The sequence below is a fragment of the Bacteroides sp. BFG-606 genome (genome assembly GCF_024788145.1).
Taxonomy (GTDB): Bacteria; Bacteroidota; Bacteroidia; order Bacteroidales; family Bacteroidaceae; genus Bacteroides; species Bacteroides vicugnae.
The window spans coordinates 4597268-4617004 of sequence record NZ_JANUIL010000001.1 but is presented as its reverse complement, the minus strand read 5'-3'; the positions used below and the strand labels follow the sequence as shown (position 1 = coordinate 4617004).

The window sequence follows — 19737 nt, the reverse complement described above, 5'->3', positions numbered from 1 at the left end:
TTAAGAATGTAAGGAGAAAGAGGGATTTTCCAAATCACCGTCAGGTGAAAACAATGGAGAATAGACAAAAGAGGAAATGGATACAACAAAAAAGTTCCGCCTGCACTTGCATTAGCAAGAATAGGCGGAACTTCTCTTTATACTTTTCGTTTATCCGGTGCATCCAAAACACTAAGATCTTGTATCTTAAAATACTATTTCTTAAATGAAAAAGCCGTGGGTAAGGAATCAGAAAACTTACAGAAATTATCTGCCAAACAAAATATTTCAATAACTTTGCATTCTGTAAATATAGTGATAAAGGTTTGGTATGTGTTTATAATTAGACACTATAAATATGCTACTTTTATTGTTATTCTCCAAATAATCAAATAATTATAATTCGTCGAACTGACGTTATATACGAAAAGGTATGAAATCTAATGACTCCACCCTCTCTGCATGGGAAAAGATGCAACTTGACATGATTTACGATGACTTCGATGAAGATTTGTTTAAACGCCGTGTAGAGGCAAAAAACATCTTCAAGAAGTTCAATCAAACAACCGATGAACAACCCGAAGAGCGTAAGCAGCTGTTGAAAGAGCTATTTGGTAGTATTGGAGAAAATGTGTATATTGAGCCAAACTTTATTTGTGAGTTTGGTAAGAACATTTACATCGGCAATGACGTTTACATCAACTTCGGTGCTGTGTTACTTGATTGCTCACGTATCACCATCGGCAACCATGTTCTCATAGGTCCTAATGTAGGTATGTACAGTGCCAACCACAGTCTTGATCCCGAGGAGCGTGCTCTGGGAGCACTCATAGGCGGTCGCATCACCATTGGTGACAAGGTGTGGATAGCCGGCAATGTAAAAATCATGGCAGGTGTAACTATAGGCGAAGGAGCCGTCATCGGTTGTGGAAGCATCGTCACGCATGATATTCCTCCCCGTACCCTTGCTGCAGGCAATCCTTGTCGTATCATCAAGCAAATAACCGAAGCGGACAAGGTTGGATTCGTGAAATAACGTTCATAAGAAGAAACTGAATGCACCAGATGATAAAGTAAAGGCACGAATCCGTGAAGACTGTGGAAGGCTTGCCTACCTTTTATTTAGGCGCCTTCTGGTACAAGAAGAATGCGATACCCGCATAAAGGATATTAGGAATCCAGACTGCAATGGCAGGCGGCACATTTCCGTTCACGGCAAAGGTAGAAGTAATCGTCTGGAACAGAATATAAGAGAAACTTAATCCTAATCCGATACCCAGATGAAGTCCCATACCACCTTTCGTTTTTCGGGACGAAAGCGATACACCGATGATGGTAAGGATGAAAGAGGCGAACGACATAGCGATTCGTTTGTGATATTCAATCTCAAACTCCTTGATGTTGGCAAATCCTCTTCGTTTCTGTTTGGCGATATAATCGCTCAATTCGGGACTGGTCAGCATTTCCTGCTGATTTTTCATGATAAGAAAGTCAGAAGGTTCCATGTTGATGATAGAGTCTATTCGGTCTCCCTTAGTGATATTTTCCTTTAAACCATCCAGTTCGCGTACCATATAATCGTGGATCGTCCATTTATGAACGGTGGTGGTGTCGTAGGTAATCCGTCGTGCAGTTAAATGCGAAACTAATTTTTTATCCACAAATTTATCCAATGAAAAGCGGTTACCGGTTTTCATTGCGTTGTTATAGTTGTCGATATATGCAATCACTCCGCTATCCACTTCCAGCTGCACATTGCTTACCGAGTTTTGTTTCTTTGGTTTGATATACCGATCTTCAAAATTCAGACGCGTAACACTTCCTTTCGGAATCACATACGAACTTAGTGTGAAGGTGACCAATGCGATGATAGCGGCAGAAATCATATAAGGGCGCATCATCCTTTTAAAGCTCATACCGGTGGAGAACATCGCGATAATTTCGGAGTTTTCTGCCAGTTTGGAGGTAAAGAAAATAACAGCAATGAATACGAACAATGGACTGAACAGATTGGAGAAATAGGGGATAAAGTTCATGTAGTATTCAAAGATGATTTTATCCCATGGAGCTTCATGCTCCATTAGTTTGTCCATCTTTTCGTTGAAGTCGAATACCACTGCAATAGAAATGATTAGTGCAATAGCAAATACGTATGTCCCCAAGAACTTCTTGATGATATACCAGTCCAGCCGTTTTATAAATCGATTGCTTTTCATTTCTTATAATCTAGTTGATACTCTTTTAACCATCATCGGCTTCCAGGTCGAGAAATCTCCGGCAATAATGTGCTTTCTTGCTTCCCCTGCCAGCCACAGATAGAATGCCAGATTGTGTATGGAAGCGATTTGCATAGCCAGTAGCTCTTGTGCATGGAAAAGATGGCGCAAATAAGCCTTGCTGTACAATGTATCCACGCAAGAGGCTCCGTCGGCTTCAATAGGAGAGAAGTCTGTTTCCCATTTTTTGTTCCGCATATTGATAATGCCATCTTTGGTGAACAACATGCCATTTCGTCCGTTTCTTGTAGGCATAACGCAGTCGAACATATCCACGCCGCGTTCTATTCCTTCAAGAATGTTGACAGGAGTTCCGACCCCCATCAGGTAACGGGGTTTGTCTTTGGGAAGTATTTCATTGACAATCTCGATCATTTCATACATCTTGTCTACCGGTTCACCTACCGCCAAACCGCCGATAGCATTCCCGTCAGCACCTTTGGACGCTACAAACTCTGCAGATTGCTTGCGCAGGTCAGGATAAACGCATCCCTGGACGATGGGGAAGAGAGACTGGTTGTAACCGTATTTAGGTTCTGTCTCATTAAAACGTTGTATACAACGGTCGAGCCACCTGTGGGTTAATCCTAATGACTTTTTGGCATACTCGTAATCCGAGTCGCCCGGAGGACATTCGTCAAAAGCCATCATAATATCCGCACCGATAGTCCGTTCAATGTCCATCACCTTCTCCGGAGTGAAGATGTGCTTGCTTCCGTCGATATGCGAACGAAATTCAGCTCCTTCTTCACGCAGCTTTCTGATTCCGGCTAATGAGAATACCTGAAAACCACCGCTGTCAGTCAGCATGGGGCGGTCGAAACCGTTAAAGCGGTGCAGTCCGCCTGCTTTCTCGATCACGTCCAATCCCGGACGCAAATAGAGGTGATAGGTATTACCCAGAATAATCTGTGCCTGAATGTCTTCTTTTAATTCGGTCAGATGTACTCCCTTTACAGTGCCCAGTGTGCCCACCGGCATGAAGATAGGTGTTTGTATCTGCCCGTGGTCTGTTGTTATCAGACCGGCACGGGCATTACTTTTAGTGTCTGTATATTGTAACTCAAATGTCATTCCTGGCTGGGTTTCTTAACAGATAAATCAATAGGATCCGTTACTTTTTCGTTGGTCAATGCAATAGCGAATACCTCTTTTATATCGTTTACATAGTGGAAAGTCAGTCCTTTCAAATAAATATCCTGAATTTCATCTATGTTCTTTTTGTTCTCGGCACTCATGATGATTTCCTTGATTCCGGCACGTTTGGCTGCCAATATCTTCTCCTTGATGCCACCCACAGGAAGCACTTTGCCGCGAAGAGTGATTTCTCCCGTCATGGCAATGTTGGCTTTCACTTTTCTTTGAGTCAGGGCAGAAGCCAGTGAAGTGGCCATCGTGATACCTGCTGATGGACCGTCTTTCGGAATAGCCCCTTCAGGAACGTGGATATGGATATTCCAGTTGTCAAAGATCTCTTCGTCCAGACTAAGGACAGAAGCATGCGCCTTGATATATTCAAGTGCCAGCATGGCAGATTCTTTCATCACATCTCCCAAGTTACCGGTCAATGTAAGACGTCCGCCCTTGCCGCGGCTCAAACTGGTTTCTACAAATAAGATTTCGCCTCCGACAGCTGTCCATGCCAATCCGGTGACTACACCTGCGTAATCATTTCCCTGATACTTGTCGCGTGTATATTCGGGTGCTCCGAGGAAATCATACAAATCTGTCGGTTTGATTTCCGTCTTAGCGAAATAACCGTCCGTAGCATATTGGCGAGCCGATTTGCGAAGAATCTTACCGATCTTCTTTTCCAGTTCGCGAACGCCGCTTTCACGGGTATATGACTCGATTATAGCTTCCAGCGTATCTTTAGGAAGCTTGATATCCGTTTTTTTGAGTCCGTTGGCTTCCAATTCTTTGGGTAGCAGATGCTTGCGGGCAATCTCGACTTTCTCTTCCGTGATATATCCGCTTACTTCAATCAATTCCATACGGTCCAGCAACGGACCGGGGATTGTGTTCAGGTTGTTGGCTGTTGCAATAAACAATACCTTGGAGAGATCGTAGTCTACATCTAGGAAGTTATCATGGAAAGAAGTATTCTGTTCCGGGTCGAGCACTTCCAGCAATGCAGAAGAAGGGTCCCCCTGACGGTCGGCACTGACCTTGTCTATTTCATCCAAGATGAAAACAGGATTGGAAGCACCGGCTTTTATCAAGCTCTTGATGATTCGTCCGGGCATAGCACCGATATAAGTCTTACGATGACCACGAATCTCCGCTTCGTCATGCACACCACCTAAAGACATACGTACATATTTCCGTTTGAGCGCAGATGCGATGGATCTTCCAAGAGATGTTTTACCCACTCCCGGAGGGCCATACAAGCAGATAATCGGTGATTTCATATCACCTTTCAGCTTCAATACGGCTAAGTGTTCCAAAATACGTTCTTTTACTTTCTCCAGTCCGTAATGGTCTTTGTTCAACGTCTTTTCTGCGTTTTTAAGGTTCAGATTGTCAGTTGTATAAGTACCCCATGGGAGATTGAGCATCGTTTGCAGATAGTTGAGCTGTACGCTGTAATCCGGAGATTGCGGGTGAGTACGCTCCAGTTTGGCAAGTTCTTTCATGAACGTGTCTCTGACTTCTAAATTCCAGCGCATTCTTTCTGCCTTCTGGCGCATTTCCTCTATTTCCTGCTCTTGGCCGCCGCCACCCAGTTCATCCTGAATAGTCTTGATCTGCTGTTGCAGGAAGTATTCGCGTTGTTGCTGGTCGATATCTTCACGGGCACGCATTTGGATGGATGCCTTGATTTCTGCCAACTGCACTTCACGGTTCAGAATTTCCAGTAAGTGATAAGTGCGTTCACGCAATGAGTTGATGCTCAACAAGTCCATCTTCTCATCTTTCTTGAACGGCAGGTTTGAGCAGATGAAATTGACCAGGAACATTGGGTTGTTGATGTTTTTAATAGCAAACGACGAATCCTGATGCATCACATCTGACGATTTGATGTATCTCATTGTCAAGTCCTTGCAAGTTTCCACCAAGGCTTGAAACTCTTTATCATCTTTGCCTGGGACATCTTCCTCCAAAAGTTGTATTTCACCTTTCAGGTACGGATGAGTTTCGATGATGTTTGTCAGACTTAAACGTTTCATTCCCTGAAGAATGACAGTTGTTGTCTGATCGGGCATTTCCAATATCCGCACAATTCGTCCTACGGTACCGATATTGTGTAAATCCTCCAGTTTCGGATCTTCTGTATGTGCCGATCTCTGGCATACTACTGCAATATCTTTATGTTTCTTGTCGGCATCTCGTACGAGTTTCAGAGAAGACTTGCGGCCTACCGTGATCGGCAGGAATACTCCAGGAAACAACACCATATTACGTAAGGGGAGTACTGGAAGAATTTCACCAGATTTCACATTTACATCAAATGCTTGTTCATCGTTCCCATCATAGTCTGTGATTAGCGAGAAGCTGTTATCGCCTCCATCTTCCAATAAATATCTTTCTTTCATCTTTTCGTTTTAATTTAGTTTATGTCATACTGATATGCATAAATCGTTTGCAAAGTTAATTGATTCTCTCTAATAATAAAGCACTGCGCAGAATAAAAACACAAAAACAATGCCAAAATATCGGCTTATAAAGGGAGTATTCCATAATTATTATTTATTTTTGGCGATTTGCAATAAAATAATAGTATAAAACGGCTTTAAGATAAACGGATAAAATGTCGAATCCTTATTTTAAATTTAAGCAATTTACGGTATGGCATGATAAATGTGCCATGAAAGTCGGTACGGATGGAGTACTTCTGGGGGCTTGGACTCTCGTTGAGAGTGCGCACCGGATTCTGGACATTGGGACGGGAACTGGGTTGGTGGCTTTAATGTTGGCGCAACGCAGTTTGCCGGATGCAAATATTGTAGCGTTGGAAATAGACGAAGCGGCTGTTGGGCAAGCCAGGGAAAATATCATTCGTTCGCCTTGGAAGGAGCGGGTAGAAGTGGTGCAGGCTGATTTTAAGAAATACAGGTCTTCGGATAAATTCGACGTAATTGTTTCTAATCCTCCTTATTTTGTCGATTCGCTGGAATGTCCGGATCGTCAGAGAGCCGCGGCTCGTCACAATGATTCTTTGACTTATGAAGATTTGTTGGAAGGGGTAAGCGGATTATTGGCAGAAGACGGATTTTTCACAATGGTGATTCCGGCAGATGTAGCTGAACGGGTAAAAAAGATAGCTTATATGAGAAAGCTATATGCAGTCCGTCAACTGAATGTAATCACTAAGCCCGGCGGTATTCCGAAACGTGTTTTGATTACTTTTTCTTTTTCCAATCAAGAGTGTATTGTAGAAGAACTATTGACAGAACTGGCTCGTCATCAATATAGTGAGGAATATATGACGCTAACCCGGGATTATTATTTGAATATGTAAAAGGGTGACGCTATCCGGTAAAGATAGTGACGGTATATGACAGCGATACCGTCACTATCGCGAGCATATACCGTCACTCTTTCAAAGCTGGTTCAAATACGCTATTTTGAGATCTTTGTTTTGTTCTTTTCTAACTCATAATTCAAGAGAGTAATTTCTAGCTTTTGAACACTATTTTTTAGCAGTACTTTCTGAAGTTGCTCTCGAAGTGAAATTATTATTTTGTCTTTTGATAGTCTTAAATTCAATAAGCTGCTGCAATAACTAAACTACTCTCTTAAATTATTTGTTTTGTATATGCTTTATTTTAAATTCTTTCAGTGACTTTTCTATCTTTTGATAAAGGTCTGTCGTTTTTGTTGAGTATGTAGATAAAGAGCCCCTAGGCTCATCTGCAAATCTGAATAATTCATCTGCATCTGCATATATTGATACTAACTCATTATAAGCATCTTTACAATTTGAAGGATAATCATTTAGTTGTGGCATTATAGCCTCAATTGAATCTTTCTTTTGTTTGAGCCTCTTATAGGTGTCTGTTGTGATTATAAACTCCTGATGCTTCGCTAAGGCTTCATTGAAATCAGTACAATATTCTCCATTGTATTCATGATCATAAATCACTTTTCTCCAAGTATCACAATAATGAAGAGCTATTGCTTCACTTAAATCAGCTTCTTTCTCAATCATGGAAGCGGTATTAGAGAGCTTTGCTATATACTCCTTTTCTGAATTACATGAAACCAAAACGATGGCTAGTATCGCACTCAAATAAAAAAACTTTTTCATCATATCGTTACTTTTGTTATACAATCAATTTATTGGAATCCTGTTTGTAATACTGTATTAGAGTATTACAAGGTTGATATTTTATATTCAAAAAAAACATCTATTTTATTACTTGAAGAATATCCAATGATACGCTTATTTGATTTTTCTGGAATTCTAAAATTCAGAAAGGGACTTTGTGAATGCGAATATAATGAAATGAAAATAACAACGAGCATCAGCAGAGTTTTCTTCATGTGTTTAAGTATTTTGTTTGTTATCGTTTTCTCTATAAACAATGTTTGTATTTCCGCTATAAAGTTAACGCAAAACATTGATAACGCCAAAATAAAAGGGGAATAAAGTTAACAAAATAGATTTTTACTCTAAATTAAATAAAAAAATGAAGATAATGCTAGGAATCTGTTCAAAGATGTTTCAAAGAATTGCCCTTTTTATTTGTCCCCAAACAGGGATAATTGCACTTATCCTATATATAATAAAAAAGCCAATACTAATTGTACTGGCTTTATTTTGTGAATCTTGACTTGATTTTCTTCGTCGGGGTAGCGGGATTCGAACCCACGACCCCCTGCTCCCAAAGCAGGTGCGCTAACCGGACTGCGCTACACCCCGAAAAACTTTGAACTTAATAACCCTCTTTTTGTAGTCGGGGTAGCGGGATTCGAACCCACGACCTCCTGCTCCCAAAGCAGGTGCGCTAACCGGACTGCGCTACACCCCGAAAACTTTGGGGTTATTATTTCCAAAAGCGGTGCAAAGATAGGGAGTATTTTTTAATTAACAATAGCTAAGCGAATGTTTTTTATTTATTATTTTTCAATACCTTGAATCTCATTGCTTTGCGGCTTCACTTTTTTTTCTTGGCAGAGATCAGAAGCATCATGGGGCGTCGTAGTTCATCTTTCATTCCCGGAATAGTATCCAACAACTTTTCGTCGGGTTGTGGCTCTATCAGTTCGCATATCTCAAATCCGGTTTGAAGGAGGCTGTTTATATAGGTAGTCAATGTTTTGTGGTATTTGACCACTTCTTCGCCCAGAAAGACTGCCGTGCGTTTACCTTCTGTAAAATAACGATCTACCGGCCAATGGATAGGATTCCCCTCCTGGTCGTAATGCCAATCCTGATTGCCGTAAGCTGTAAATATAGGATGCTCGACAGAAAAGACAAAAGCCCCTCCCGGAGTTAAGCAATGATTAATTTTCCGGCATATATCTATAAAAGATTCGAGGTAATGGAAAGTTAATGAGCTGATAACTATATCATAAGAATCCGGCTGAAAATCAAAGTCCTCAATAGCCATACATTGATATTCAATGAGTGGAGACGGGTTTCTTTTCCGGGCTTCTTCGAGCATTTTTTCAGAAATATCAATTCCGGTAACGTGTGTCGCTCCATGTTCTATTGCATAAATGCAATGCCATCCGAATCCACAGCCTAAATCCAACACCCTTTTTCCTGCAAAATTGGGGAGCATTTTCTGTAATACGTGCCATTCTCCAGCACCTTTCAAACCTTCCACCGAACGGGACATTTGCGAATATTGACTAAAGAAGCGATTATTATCGTATTTGTTTTCTTTCATAATTTATTAAGAGGATAAGTGGAATGAAAGCACAAATATAAGATTTAGTTTGTATATGACGGAAAAGATATACATAAATAATCTGCGGGTATGAACCATCTTTCGCTGTTTTCTGTTCTCTAAATAAGAAATTTAAAATGAAAAGTCTTATGAAAACAAAAAAACAAAACGAAGCAAGTGAAAAAGAAGTGCACTTGTTAGAGCAAAAAGGATATGAAAGAATGGTGAATGAGATTGTCCCCGTACAACAGGGGGAAGCATACCGCAAGCCGAGTAACAAAGCAGTCAAAGAGGCTGTAAAGGAGCTGAATCCCGATGCGAATAGCCTGGGTAGCAGAGGATAATTCCTCTGCTGTTACCCTGATTATTACATCAGTCCCAAAGGTTCAGAGGCTTTCAGTGATTCTCATTTAGGGAAAGTAAGAATAAAATAACTTCCTTTCCCTGATTCCGATTTTATATTGATACTTCCGTCATGCAAAGTTATGATTTGTTTGCACAGGCTCAATCCGATGCCCGAACCGGATGTTTGGGTAGTAGAGAATTGGATAGGAGGGGGTGAGGTAAAAAACAGAGGTTCCGTTTGCTTGAAACGAAGCCTCTGAATGTATCAAACGGAGCTTCTTCCGCACAGGTTTGGAGCCTTCATTTAGGGGATAAAAAAAGCGTCTTTTTTCTGAACGCATTGCGAAGGACACGGAAAATATTCCGTCGCAAATTGCGAGAACGGTTTGAAGCCATTGATGATGTAGGTTTCCGTGCCTGTTTTGTCTTCTTTCATTATAAAAAATTAAATTGTATATCAAACCTGTATTGTCGGCTTAATTTCCCGCAAAAGTATGAAAAGGAATTGATTTATAACTGTAAAATAAATTGATTTTTAAGGACGTGAATTAGGTGTGTCAAAATCTATTTTTAGTTTTGTTTTGTCGAATAAATTCGGCTGTTAAATCAGTAAACAATAATTATTAAAAAAGCTGATGAAGAAAGAAGATTTGATTTCGTTTATGAAAGAAATCGCTGTCTTGATAAGTTCAACGAGTTTAAAGTGAACAGCGAAAAATATGAACTCACACTAGCGCTTAACGTGAAAAAGGGTGATTATGCCGCTATCAAGGCCGAGCTAACCAGCAGTAAAGGAATGGAAGTAGCTATTGTAAAAGTTACCACTCGTGCAGCTGCTACTCCCTGGGGTGTAGAACTTACCAGTCCGACATTCAAAGAAGATAAGACGATTGATGTTAACGCTAAGGTAACTTTCTCCTACCGGCAAATACAGTCTGCCAGATGGTCGTTAATAAACCCTGCTGCCTGCAAGTGAGCATAACAAATCGTAGCTCCAAAGAATTTAAATCCTCGTTTCTTCATATCCTTGCTCATGGCATCAGATTCGGGAGATGATACCGGAATCTCACTCAATGACTGAAAGGTATTGATGATCGGTTTTCTTTCGGGAAAGAACGACAGTGTATAGTCGTAAAAACTACCGAATTCTTTTTGTATGGCTAAGAACTGTCTTGCATTTGTAATTGTCGCTTTGATTTTCAGACGGTTTTTCACAATGCCATCAAATTGCATCAGTCGTTCAATATCTTCATCGTTCATTTGTGCCACTCGTTCAGGGTCGAAATCACAAAAGGCTTTGCGATATCCCTCTCGCTTTTTAAGGATAGTTATCCAACTCAATCCTGCTTGAGCACTTTCCAGCACAAGAAACTCAAACAGTGTCTTGTCGTCGGTCACTAACTTTCCCCACTCCTGATCGTGGTATTTCACATACAGTTCGTCAGTTCCGCACCAACCGCAGCGTCCGTTTACTATATCTTGCATAATCACACATATTGTTGTAGGCGTAAAGATAATAAAAAAGTCTGATACATTACTGTACCAGACTTTTTTAGATGATTTATATAAATCGGATTATAAAATATCCAGTGCTTTAAATGCCTTAACCAGCTTCTCTACAGCGCGGTCAATTTGATCTTTTGTATGAGTAGCCATCAATGCCACACGTACCAAAGTGTCTTGCGGTGCACATGCCGGAGGAATAACAGGATTGATAAATACACCCTCGTCGAAAGCCAATTTAGTGACCATGAATGTTTTTTCCGTGTCACGTACATAAAGAGGAATGATAGGTGATTCTGTTGCACCGATTTCAAAACCTGCTTCACGGAAACGCTTTAATGCATAGTTGGTAGCTTCCCACAGCGCTTCAAGTCTTTCCGGTTCATTCTGGATGATGTGGAGAGCTTCAAGAGCAGATGCGGTAGCAGCCGGAGTGTTGGATGCACTAAATATATAAGTACGTGCGTTGTGACGTAACCAGTTGATGATAGAAGAATCAGCAGCAATGAATCCACCGATAGAAGCCAGCGATTTGCTGAAAGTACCCATAATCAGGTCAACTTCGTGAGTCAGACCGAAATGGTCGCAAACGCCACGTCCTTGTTTTCCGAATACCCCCAATCCATGAGCTTCGTCTACCATGATAGTAGCGTTGTATTTATGTTTCAAGCGTACGATTTCGGGCAAGTTTGCCAGGTCGCCTTCCATAGAGAACACGCCGTCTACTATGATGAGCTTCACTGAATCCGGGTTGCACTTTTGAAGTTGCTTTTCCAGATCCGCCATATCGTTATGCTTATATTTCAGTTGTTGAGAGAAGGAGAGGCGACGGCCATCTACGATAGATGCATGGTCGCGGTCGTCACAAATGATATAATCATTGCGATCTGTCAAAGCAGGAATAACTCCGGAATTCACCGTAAAACCGGTTGAGAAGCAGAGTGCTTCATCTTTGCCTACAAAGGCAGCCAGTTCTTTTTCCAATTGAACGTGCAGGTCAAGTGTACCATTCAAGAAGCGCGAACCTGCGCATCCGGAACCATATTTATGCATGGCCTTGACACCCGCTTCAATCACTCTTTCATCTCCCGTAAGGCCAGTGTATGCATTGGAACCGAACATCAACACTTCGTGTCCGCCCATTTCTACCTCTGTACCCTGTTTTCCTTCTATCTCACGGAAATATGGGTAAACGCCCTGTGCCATAAACTTTTGTGGCAGGTCGTACTTAGCTAACTTCTCTTGTAATAATCCCATGAATTATAATTTATTATACTCATAATCAGATCGTTCGCTGACGATCTAGCATCTTTTTATCTTAACAAGTGTTTAAAAACAGGGGGCAAAGATAACAAAATTTGCTTTTATCTGTTCTTTTTAAGAGAAAAAAGTTGCTTGCATGTGATTAGAAACCTCTAATAGATTAAAATTTAAGATATTTATATTACTTTTGTCGTCTACAATTGACAAAAATGGCATGAACGAAAGGATGAAAAAAATAAAATTCGTCGTCAACCCTATTTCGGGAACACAAAGTAAAGAATTGATTCTTAACTTGCTGGACGAAAAAATAGACAAGGCGAGATACTCTTGGGAAGTAGTGTATACGGAAAGAGCCGGTCATGCAGTAGAAATAGCTGCCAAAGCTGCCGAAGAGAAAACTGATATAGTAGTGGCTATCGGCGGGGACGGGACAATCAATGAAATAGCTCGTTCGTTGGTGCATACTGATACCGCACTGGGAATTATTCCTTGCGGATCGGGCAATGGACTGGCGCGGCATTTGCATATACCGATGGAACCGAAAAGGGCGCTGGAAGTGCTGAATGAAGGTTGCATGGATGTTATAGATTATGGTAAGATTAATGGTGTGGATTTTTTCTGCACTTGCGGATTGGGGTTCGATGCTTTTGTTAGTCTGAAGTTTGCACATGCCGGTAAACGCGGGCTGTTGACTTATCTGGAAAAGACCCTGCAAGAGAGTCTTAAATATGAACCGGAAACGTATGAACTGGAAACGGAAAACGGAGTTTCCAAGTATAAGGCTTTCCTGATTGCCTGCGGAAACGCGTCGCAATATGGAAACAATGCTTATATCGCCCCGCAAGCTACGCTGACGGATGGCTTGCTGGATGTGACCATTCTTGAACCATTCACCGTATTGGATGTCCCCTCATTGGCTTTCCAGTTATTCAATAAGACAATCGATCAGAATAGCCGTATCAAGACTTTCCGTTGCAAGCAGTTGTGTATCCGCCGCACTTCTCCGGGAGTAGTGCACTTTGACGGCGACCCCATGGAAACGGACGCTAATGTGAACATTGAGTTGATCCAAAGGGGATTGCGCGTAGTGGTGCCGCAAGCGTCGGAAAAGGATGCTGCCAATGTGCTCCAAAGAGCGCAGGAATATATGAATGGCATCAAATTGATGAATGAAGCCATCGTTGACAATATAACAGACAGAAACAAGAAAATATTGAAAAAGCTGACAAAGAAAGTCTGATAAAATAACGGATTACTGACAACGAATTACAAATTATTGCGTACTTTTGCGCAGTTTTGGTTCAATCAAAATAAAAACGCGAGTGATAATCGTTTAAATAAAAAATATATGTTCAGAACGCACACATGTGGAGAACTAAGAATCTCTGATGTAAACAAGCAAGTTACGCTGTCCGGATGGGTACAGCGCAGCCGTAAAATGGGAGGAATGACTTTTATTGACCTCCGCGACCGTTACGGAATTACCCAGTTGGTCTTTAACGAAGAAATTAATGCTGAACTCTGTGAACGTGCTAATAAATTGGGACGTGAGTTCGTCATTCAAGTGACAGGAACGGTTAATGAACGTTTCAGCAAGAATGTAAACATTCCTACCGGAGACATTGAAATTATCGTTTCCGAACTGAACGTACTAAATACTGCAATGACTCCCCCGTTCACCATTGAGGATAATACGGATGGTGGTGATGATATCCGCATGAAATATCGTTACCTGGATTTGCGTCGTAACGCTGTCCGCTCTAATCTGGAACTGCGCCACAGAATGACGATTGAAGTTCGCAAATATCTGGATAGTCTGGGCTTCATCGAAGTGGAAACGCCTGTTTTGATCGGTTCTACTCCTGAAGGTGCACGTGACTTCGTGGTGCCGTCACGTATGAATCCGGGACAGTTCTACGCACTTCCGCAATCTCCGCAGACATTGAAGCAATTGCTGATGGTTTCCGGTTTCGACCGTTACTTCCAGATCGCAAAATGTTTCCGCGATGAGGACTTGCGTGCTGACCGTCAGCCGGAATTTACGCAGATTGACTGCGAAATGAGCTTCGTTGAGCAGGAAGATATTATCACTACTTTCGAAGGAATGGCTAAACATTTGTTCAAAACACTGCGTGGTGTGGAACTGGCTGAACCGTTCCAGCGTATGTCTTGGGCGGATGCCATGAAATATTATGGTAGCGACAAACCGGACTTGCGTTTCGGCATGAAATTCGTGGAATTGATGGATATTATGAAAGGTCACGGATTCTCTGTTTTCGATAATGCTGCTTATGTGGGTGGTATCTGTGCCGAAGGTGCTGCAACCTATACCCGTAAACAACTGGATGCATTGACGGAATTCGTAAAGAAACCGCAGATTGGTGCAAAAGGTATGGTATATGCCCGTGTAGAAGCGGACGGAACTGTGAAATCGAGCGTGGATAAATTCTATACGCAGGAAGTGCTTCCAGCAAATGAAAGAGGCATTTGGTGCTAAACCGGGTGACTTGATTCTGATCCTGTCCGGCGACGATGTGATGAAAACGCGTAAACAACTTTGTGAGCTTCGTCTGGAAATGGGCGCTCAACTGGGATTGCGTGATAAGAATAAGTTTGTTTGCCTTTGGGTGATTGACTTCCCGATGTTCGAATGGAGCGAGGAGGAAGGCCGTCTGATGGCTATGCATCATCCGTTTACTCATCCGAAGCAGGAAGATATTCCTATGTTGGACACTGATCCGGCAGCTGTACGTGCAGATGCTTATGATATGGTAATTAATGGTGTGGAAGTTGGCGGCGGATCTATCCGTATCCACGATGCGAAATTACAGGCGAAGATGTTCGAGATTCTTGGATTCACTCCGGAGAAGGCAGAAGCACAGTTTGGCTTCCTGATGAATGCCTTTAAGTATGGTGCACCTCCTCACGGTGGTTTGGCATACGGACTCGACCGTTGGGTATCTTTGTTCGCAGGTTTGGATTCTATCCGCGACTGTATTGCGTTCCCGAAAAACAATTCCGGACGTGATGTGATGCTGGATGCACCGTCTGCAATCGACCAGACTCAACTTGATGAACTGAATTTGATCGTTGATCTGAAAGAGGGCGAGTGAAAGAATCTGTACGTATATTCCGTTTTATAGTCATCGGTACAATGAACGCCTTAATTATGGCGTTGGTTGTATGGTTAATGATGAAAGAAATGTCATTCGACGGTGACTATATGGTGGCTAATATAACAGCGTATCTGATAGCTCAAATCCATAACTTTATCTGGTGCAAATACTGGATATTCCCCGTAGAAAATAAAAAGAATAGTATCTGGAAACAGATACTGCTCTTTTGTTCTGCTTTTGCCGTGGCTTACACCGCACAGTTCTTATTTCTTGTGTTATTGGTAGAAGGATTGGACGTGAATGAATATCTGGCCCAATTCCTGGGATTGTTTATTTATGGAGGGGCTAATTTTCTAGCCAACAAAAAAATAACGTTTCAATGAAATAGTTATTTATGATAATATATTGAAAGGGCACAGAGTTCTAAAATTAGATTTGAACTCTGTGCCTTTTTTTTTCTTTATTAGATAAACTTTATATAGGAAACTTTATGTGATAAAATTCAGGCAATAAATTTCCTGTAATAAACTTCCTACAATAAACTTTTTGCAGTAAAGCTATGTTGGAGCAATCTTTAATCCAGAAAGCGTTTGGTTAGCCCATCATATTCGTCAATCCGGCGATCACGAAGGAAAGGCCACCAACGGCGAACGTTTTCCGAACGTTCCATATCTATTTCCACTACCATGTTTTCCGGGTGATCGTTTCCGGCTTGTGCCAGAAATTCCCCTTGTGGTCCCGCTACAAAACTGTTTCCCCAGAATAAGATACCGTTTGTTTGTCCGGATGGATCAGGCTCGTGTCCTACACGGTTGACGGAGATAACAGGAAGTCCATTGGCAACGGCATGAGCGCGTTGTGAAATAATCCAGGCATTGAGTTGACGGGCTTTTTCATCGTCCGTATCGCTGCTTTCCCAGCCAATGGCGGTAGGATAAATTAAAAGTTCTGCACCTTTCAGTGCCATCAGACGGGCAGCTTCCGGATACCATTGATCCCAGCATACTAATACGCCCAGTTTTCCTAAGGAAGTTTGAATCGGTTCAAAGCCGATGTCTCCCGGAGTGAAATAGAACTTTTCGTAGTAAGCCGGATCATCGGGAATATGCATTTTCCGGTATTTTCCTGCAATGCTTCCGTCGCGGTCGAATACGACAGCGGTGTTATGATAAAGTCCGGGAGCACGTTTCTCAAAAAGAGAGGTGACAAGGACTACTTCATTAGCTGCTGCCAACTCGGAATAAAAGCCTGTGGAAGGCCCGGGAATTGGTTCGGCAAGATCAAACAGGTTAGTGTTTTCTGTCTGGCAGAAATAAAGTGAATTGTGTAACTCCTGGAGCACAATCAGTTGTGCGCCGTGGGCGGCACAAGCCTCGATACTCTTTGCGAGGTTCATCAGATTGGCTTTAATATCTGCGGTATTGGATTGTTGGATGATTCCGACTTTTATCTTTCTCATGATGAATAATTAGTGGGTTGATTCATTCATTATTTTATAATTCCTTTATAGCTTCTTTGTAATTCTTTTATGACTCCTTTATAACACCCAGCGGATATTGCATGGTGACGCAGTGTAGGGAACCGTGCTGTTTAATCAGGGCGCGACAGTCTATTCCAATTATTTGATAATTTGGAAATGCCTGTTGCAATACTTCTTCTGCTTTTTTGTCATTCGCCGGCTGATTGTATGTCGGGTAGAGAATAACGTCGTTCATAATCAGGAAATTGGCGTAAGTTGCAGGCAGGCGTTCGCCGTCTTCTTCTATCTTGTCTGCCATGGGTAAGGCCAATAGGCGATAGGGTTCTCCTGCTAAGGTGCGGAATGTTTTCAGCTGTTCTTCCATTGCGAGCAGTGCTTCGTAATGTTCATCTTCTTTGTTTTCACATTTCACGTAAGCAATGGTGTCCGTAGAACAGAAGCGTGCCAAAGTGTCGATGTGGCTGTCGGTATCATCACCGGCCAGATAACCGTGATCTAACCAAAGCACCTTTTGCAGGTGGAAGGTTGATTTCAGGTATTCTTCTATCTCTACCTGGTTCAGTCGTCCGTTTCGTTGGGGGGAAAGCAGACATTCGGAAGTGGTGAGCAATGTACCCATTCCGTCGCTTTCGATAGAACCTCCTTCAAGAACGAAGTCAAGATGGTCTATATACTGGCCTTTCAAGGCTCCGGCTTCTACGGCATGCTTGGTAATTTGATTATCCAGTTCGGAAGCAAATTTCAGTCCCCAGCCGTTGAAGGTGAAGTCGAGCAGGGAAGGGGTGCCGGTATCTATCATTGTAATGGCTCCGTGGTCGCGTGCCCATGTATCATTAGTGGCACATTCCAGAAAGCGGACGTTATTCATATTGACAGTGGCAGCTATCTGCTTTTTCACTTCTTCCGGTTCGGGAGTGACGATCAATAATAATTCACGCTTTGCTATTTCTCTGGCAATATTGATAAAACACTCTTGCACTTCTGCTAGCATGTAGGCCCAATCTGTACCGGCATGTGGCCATGTCAACTGTATACCGCTTTGCATATGCCATTCGGCAGGCAAATGAGGTGCTCTCATTTCTACCTGCACGGTCATATTTTTGCCGAAGTTCAACTGCAAATCTTTCTCCGAGCCGCTTGGGCTGGGGAGTCCAACCATGATTCCCATTAGACTATATATATTTAGTTATTTATAAAATCAGTTTATTGTCTGCATCTAAAATCTGTTTGTTTTCTGCATCAATGTGACTGTTATACATTGGTTTCCTGCTTCGGTTTCCGGTCAAAGAACGGATTCTTGGAGGATGCGCTTACGGGGATTGCCATTACCATCTTGCAGTCTTTCAGCCAGTTCAGGCGTTGTGCTGCCAATCCGGCGGAGAACATGACGCGTGTGTCTACGCGTAAATCGGCTGCCGTGGCGCACGCGGAACCTATTGCGATACCTACATCTATGCTGTTCAATGCGCAGGGAACTCCATCAGTACGTCCGGCACAGGTGGTAAATCCGCAATGGCCGCAATTCAAGCCCTGTGTCTGCTCGCGCGTTCCTATTAATACAACACATTCGGCACTTAGGATGTTGTCGGCATCACGAAGGAAGAATTTCATTCCGTGTTCTTCTACCATAGCTATCATAGTGTCCGATAATTGCTTAATCTCTTCATCAGTGATTAGGGCCACTTCAATAATATCGATTCCTTTTCCCTTGGGAGCAGTGCGTGCAGCCGTCATCATCTGGCGGGCTACCTGCAATATATGCTCGTGACGAGTGTCTCTTTCGTTCAGCATCATAACTTTCTTGAATTAATTAGTAAGGCAAAGATAAATGAAAATTGGCAAAATCACACTAGATGATGAAATAAATAGGAGTATTGGCGATGTTATTAGTCATGGATTTAGTAGTGTTGTTAGTGATAAACTTAGCACTGTTATTATTAGTGGTGAATTTGGGACTGTTGTTAGTCGTGAATCTGTTTCTGCTATTATATGAATTAAAGGACTTGTTGTATAGATAGATGTAAGTACTGATGTTGATAATAATGATGGAGCTAATAGTGGTGTTGTTGATAGAACTTAGAATTCTGCCGTATTTTCTTGTTTTTGTAATCATTTACGCTTAAAATGAGTTATAACACATTGGTATATAGTGAATTAAAATAAATATTGCACTATCATTTTGAATTGACATATATAGTGCTATTTTTGTCAAGAAGTCAATTGAGTGACTTCTTGATATAACTATTAATTTAAATATTTATTATTATGGCTATACGCTATAGAAAGAAAAAAATCGTGCTGAACTTTGATAAGGAGAACAAGCAAGAGAAGTACGTTGCTGCTAATGTTCTTATTGGTAGTATTAGTTATGAAAAACTATGTAATGAAGTAAACCAGAGAACTGGTATACATCGTGCCATGGTAGATGTCATACTAAAAGGTGCAGAAGATACCATGATTACTTTCTTGGAAGAAGGTTTCTCTGTGAGGTTTGGTGAGTTCGGTTCATTTCGCCCTGCTATTAATGCTGCGAGCAAGGATAAAGAGGAGGATGTAAATGCTGCTACTATTATTCGAAGAAAAATTGTATTTACTCCTGGACCCAAATTCAAAGTAATGCTTGGTAATGCAAGTATTGAATTGTTCTCAGATAGAGAAGTAAGTGCAAGTGCTGGTGATGAAGATGAAACCGGAGGTGAAAAACCAGATGGAGGTGGAGGTTCTGGTGGCGAAGCACCCGATCCAGCAGCGTAGTTTTTATTCTAATCTTTATGAAACAGGGAAAGTCAATTTACTTTCCCTGTTTTTTTTGCAATTTTGCATATTCTATGCAAAATTGCCGTTGGCTGACGAACAATTTCCCATTAGGCAATGACGATTTCGCCGTTGCCTAATGGGAAATTGTTTTATCATCAATGGGTATTGATTATAATTGT

At 41.8% G+C, this 19737-nt stretch carries 18 protein-coding genes, 2 tRNA genes and 2 pseudogenes; 8 read left to right on the top strand and 14 right to left on the bottom strand.

Features of this window, described 5'->3' with window-relative positions; translation table 11 throughout:
- The first annotated feature begins 412 nt into the window (after nucleotides 1-412).
- Nucleotides 413-1015, top strand: a complete 603-nt coding sequence (locus NXV01_RS17350; RefSeq protein ID WP_195650299.1) for a sugar O-acetyltransferase — start codon at nucleotides 413-415, stop codon at nucleotides 1013-1015.
- 82 nt (nucleotides 1016-1097) lie between these two features.
- Here the strand turns inward: NXV01_RS17350 and NXV01_RS17345 are convergent, their stop codons facing one another.
- From NXV01_RS17345 to lon, 3 genes are read right to left on the bottom strand one after another with little or no spacing between them, the layout of a single operon-like run.
- Nucleotides 1098-2195 carry an LptF/LptG family permease gene (locus NXV01_RS17345; protein WP_259022948.1) on the bottom strand — a complete coding sequence of 366 codons (1098 nt, stop codon included), beginning with the start codon at nucleotides 2193-2195 and terminating at the stop codon, nucleotides 1098-1100.
- 3 nt (nucleotides 2196-2198) lie between these two features.
- Complete coding sequence (gene tgt / locus NXV01_RS17340) at nucleotides 2199-3329, bottom strand: tRNA guanosine(34) transglycosylase Tgt (protein ID WP_004295910.1); 1131 nt, start codon at nucleotides 3327-3329, stop codon at nucleotides 2199-2201.
- Complete coding sequence (gene lon / locus NXV01_RS17335) at nucleotides 3326-5791, bottom strand: endopeptidase La (protein WP_195650301.1); 2466 nt, start codon at nucleotides 5789-5791, stop codon at nucleotides 3326-3328. The genes tgt and lon overlap by 4 nt, the downstream gene beginning before the upstream one ends.
- Nucleotides 5792-6006: 215 nt before the next feature.
- Between lon and NXV01_RS17330 the strand changes: the two genes are divergently transcribed.
- Nucleotides 6007-6717 carry a tRNA1(Val) (adenine(37)-N6)-methyltransferase gene (locus NXV01_RS17330; RefSeq protein ID WP_099147034.1) on the top strand — a complete coding sequence of 237 codons (711 nt, stop codon included), beginning with the start codon at nucleotides 6007-6009 and terminating at the stop codon, nucleotides 6715-6717.
- A 282-nt stretch (nucleotides 6718-6999) separates the two neighbouring features.
- Here NXV01_RS17330 and NXV01_RS17325 read toward each other — a convergent pair whose 3' ends face one another.
- The 4 genes from NXV01_RS17325 to NXV01_RS17310 form a co-directional block, all read right to left on the bottom strand.
- Nucleotides 7000-7509, bottom strand: coding sequence for a hypothetical protein (locus tag NXV01_RS17325; protein ID WP_229128677.1), 510 nt, complete (start codon nucleotides 7507-7509; stop codon nucleotides 7000-7002).
- Between the two features lie 537 nt (nucleotides 7510-8046).
- Nucleotides 8047-8121 (bottom strand) — tRNA-Pro (locus tag NXV01_RS17320).
- Nucleotides 8122-8155: 34 nt separating this feature from the next.
- A tRNA-Pro gene (locus NXV01_RS17315) sits at nucleotides 8156-8230 on the bottom strand.
- A gap of 126 nt (nucleotides 8231-8356) precedes the next feature.
- Nucleotides 8357-9094, bottom strand: a complete 738-nt coding sequence (locus NXV01_RS17310) for a bifunctional 2-polyprenyl-6-hydroxyphenol methylase/3-demethylubiquinol 3-O-methyltransferase UbiG (RefSeq protein ID WP_259022947.1) — start codon at nucleotides 9092-9094, stop codon at nucleotides 8357-8359.
- A 149-nt stretch (nucleotides 9095-9243) separates the two neighbouring features.
- Here NXV01_RS17310 and NXV01_RS17305 point away from each other — a divergent pair, with 149 nt between their 5' ends.
- Nucleotides 9244-9438, top strand: coding sequence for a hypothetical protein (locus NXV01_RS17305; protein ID WP_074558541.1), 195 nt, complete (start codon nucleotides 9244-9246; stop codon nucleotides 9436-9438).
- A gap of 62 nt (nucleotides 9439-9500) precedes the next feature.
- Here NXV01_RS17305 and NXV01_RS17300 read toward each other — a convergent pair.
- Nucleotides 9501-9644 (bottom strand): annotated as a pseudogene (locus NXV01_RS17300) (ATP-binding protein); the annotation flags it as partial.
- Nucleotides 9645-10142: 498 nt separating this feature from the next.
- On the opposite strand from NXV01_RS17300, the gene NXV01_RS17295 reads away from it, so the two are divergent.
- Nucleotides 10143-10415, top strand: a complete 273-nt coding sequence (locus NXV01_RS17295) for a hypothetical protein (RefSeq protein ID WP_175486903.1) — start codon at nucleotides 10143-10145, stop codon at nucleotides 10413-10415.
- On the opposite strand, the gene NXV01_RS17290 is transcribed toward NXV01_RS17295, so the two are convergent.
- Nucleotides 10358-10924: a DNA-3-methyladenine glycosylase I gene (locus NXV01_RS17290; protein ID WP_148366666.1), complete on the bottom strand. Its 567-nt coding sequence runs from the start codon at nucleotides 10922-10924 to the stop codon at nucleotides 10358-10360. The two genes, NXV01_RS17295 and NXV01_RS17290, sit on opposite strands and share 58 nt — an antisense overlap.
- A 90-nt stretch (nucleotides 10925-11014) precedes the next feature.
- Nucleotides 11015-12199, bottom strand: a complete 1185-nt coding sequence (gene spt / locus NXV01_RS17285; RefSeq protein ID WP_148366667.1) for a serine palmitoyltransferase — start codon at nucleotides 12197-12199, stop codon at nucleotides 11015-11017.
- A 220-nt stretch (nucleotides 12200-12419) separates the two neighbouring features.
- On the opposite strand from spt, the gene NXV01_RS17280 reads away from it, so the two are divergent.
- The 3 genes and pseudogenes from NXV01_RS17280 to NXV01_RS17270 all read left to right on the top strand — a co-directional run bounded on the left by NXV01_RS17280 (nucleotide 12420) and on the right by NXV01_RS17270 (nucleotide 15704).
- A complete protein-coding gene (locus tag NXV01_RS17280; protein WP_167511853.1) occupies nucleotides 12420-13445 on the top strand; it encodes a diacylglycerol kinase family protein in 1026 nt (341 codons plus the stop codon).
- 108 nt (nucleotides 13446-13553) lie between these two features.
- Nucleotides 13554-15318, top strand: a pseudogene (gene aspS / locus NXV01_RS17275) (aspartate--tRNA ligase).
- Nucleotides 15315-15704, top strand: coding sequence for a GtrA family protein (locus NXV01_RS17270; RefSeq protein WP_004295929.1), 390 nt, complete (start codon nucleotides 15315-15317; stop codon nucleotides 15702-15704). The pseudogene aspS and the gene NXV01_RS17270 overlap by 4 nt, the downstream one beginning before the upstream one ends.
- Nucleotides 15705-15895: 191 nt before the next feature.
- On the opposite strand, the gene NXV01_RS17265 is transcribed toward NXV01_RS17270, so the two are convergent.
- The 4 genes from NXV01_RS17265 to NXV01_RS17250 all read right to left on the bottom strand — a co-directional run bounded on the left by NXV01_RS17265 (nucleotide 15896) and on the right by NXV01_RS17250 (nucleotide 18914).
- Entirely contained in the window at nucleotides 15896-16780 is an 885-nt protein-coding gene (locus NXV01_RS17265) for a carbon-nitrogen hydrolase (protein WP_099147040.1), read from the bottom strand.
- A gap of 67 nt (nucleotides 16781-16847) precedes the next feature.
- A complete protein-coding gene (locus NXV01_RS17260) occupies nucleotides 16848-17969 on the bottom strand; it encodes an agmatine deiminase family protein (protein ID WP_148366669.1) in 1122 nt (373 codons plus the stop codon).
- Between the two features lie 83 nt (nucleotides 17970-18052).
- On the bottom strand, nucleotides 18053-18595 hold the full coding sequence (locus tag NXV01_RS17255) for a ferredoxin domain-containing protein (protein WP_099147042.1): 543 nt from the start codon (nucleotides 18593-18595) through the stop codon (nucleotides 18053-18055).
- A 55-nt stretch (nucleotides 18596-18650) separates the two neighbouring features.
- On the bottom strand, nucleotides 18651-18914 hold the full coding sequence (locus NXV01_RS17250) for a hypothetical protein (RefSeq protein ID WP_141561026.1): 264 nt from the start codon (nucleotides 18912-18914) through the stop codon (nucleotides 18651-18653).
- Nucleotides 18915-19066: 152 nt separating this feature from the next.
- Between NXV01_RS17250 and NXV01_RS17245 the strand changes: the two genes are divergently transcribed.
- Nucleotides 19067-19555 carry an HU family DNA-binding protein gene (locus NXV01_RS17245; protein WP_099147043.1) on the top strand — a complete coding sequence of 163 codons (489 nt, stop codon included), beginning with the start codon at nucleotides 19067-19069 and terminating at the stop codon, nucleotides 19553-19555.
- Nucleotides 19556-19737: the final 182 nt, after the last annotated feature.

Coding starts and splice junctions, on each gene's coding strand:
- lon (WP_195650301.1), bottom strand. CDS start 5,791: ATGAAAGAAAGATATTTATTGGAAGATGGAGGCGATAACAGCTTCTCG.
- NXV01_RS17260 (WP_148366669.1), bottom strand. CDS start 17,969: ATGGGAATCATGGTTGGACTCCCCAGCCCAAGCGGCTCGGAGAAAGAT.
- tgt (WP_004295910.1), bottom strand. CDS start 3,329: ATGACATTTGAGTTACAATATACAGACACTAAAAGTAATGCCCGTGCC.
- NXV01_RS17325 (WP_229128677.1), bottom strand. CDS start 7,509: ATGATGAAAAAGTTTTTTTATTTGAGTGCGATACTAGCCATCGTTTTG.
- NXV01_RS17290 (WP_148366666.1), bottom strand. CDS start 10,924: ATGCAAGATATAGTAAACGGACGCTGCGGTTGGTGCGGAACTGACGAA.
- NXV01_RS17350 (WP_195650299.1), top strand. CDS start 413: ATGAAATCTAATGACTCCACCCTCTCTGCATGGGAAAAGATGCAACTT.
- NXV01_RS17245 (WP_099147043.1), top strand. CDS start 19,067: ATGGCTATACGCTATAGAAAGAAAAAAATCGTGCTGAACTTTGATAAG.
- NXV01_RS17310 (WP_259022947.1), bottom strand. CDS start 9,094: ATGAAAGAAAACAAATACGATAATAATCGCTTCTTTAGTCAATATTCG.
- NXV01_RS17255 (WP_099147042.1), bottom strand. CDS start 18,595: ATGATGCTGAACGAAAGAGACACTCGTCACGAGCATATATTGCAGGTA.
- NXV01_RS17345 (WP_259022948.1), bottom strand. CDS start 2,195: ATGAAAAGCAATCGATTTATAAAACGGCTGGACTGGTATATCATCAAG.
- NXV01_RS17280 (WP_167511853.1), top strand. CDS start 12,420: ATGAACGAAAGGATGAAAAAAATAAAATTCGTCGTCAACCCTATTTCG.
- spt (WP_148366667.1), bottom strand. CDS start 12,199: ATGGGATTATTACAAGAGAAGTTAGCTAAGTACGACCTGCCACAAAAG.
- NXV01_RS17305 (WP_074558541.1), top strand. CDS start 9,244: ATGAAAACAAAAAAACAAAACGAAGCAAGTGAAAAAGAAGTGCACTTG.
- NXV01_RS17330 (WP_099147034.1), top strand. CDS start 6,007: ATGTCGAATCCTTATTTTAAATTTAAGCAATTTACGGTATGGCATGAT.
- NXV01_RS17250 (WP_141561026.1), bottom strand. CDS start 18,914: ATGATTACAAAAACAAGAAAATACGGCAGAATTCTAAGTTCTATCAAC.
- NXV01_RS17265 (WP_099147040.1), bottom strand. CDS start 16,780: ATGAGAAAGATAAAAGTCGGAATCATCCAACAATCCAATACCGCAGAT.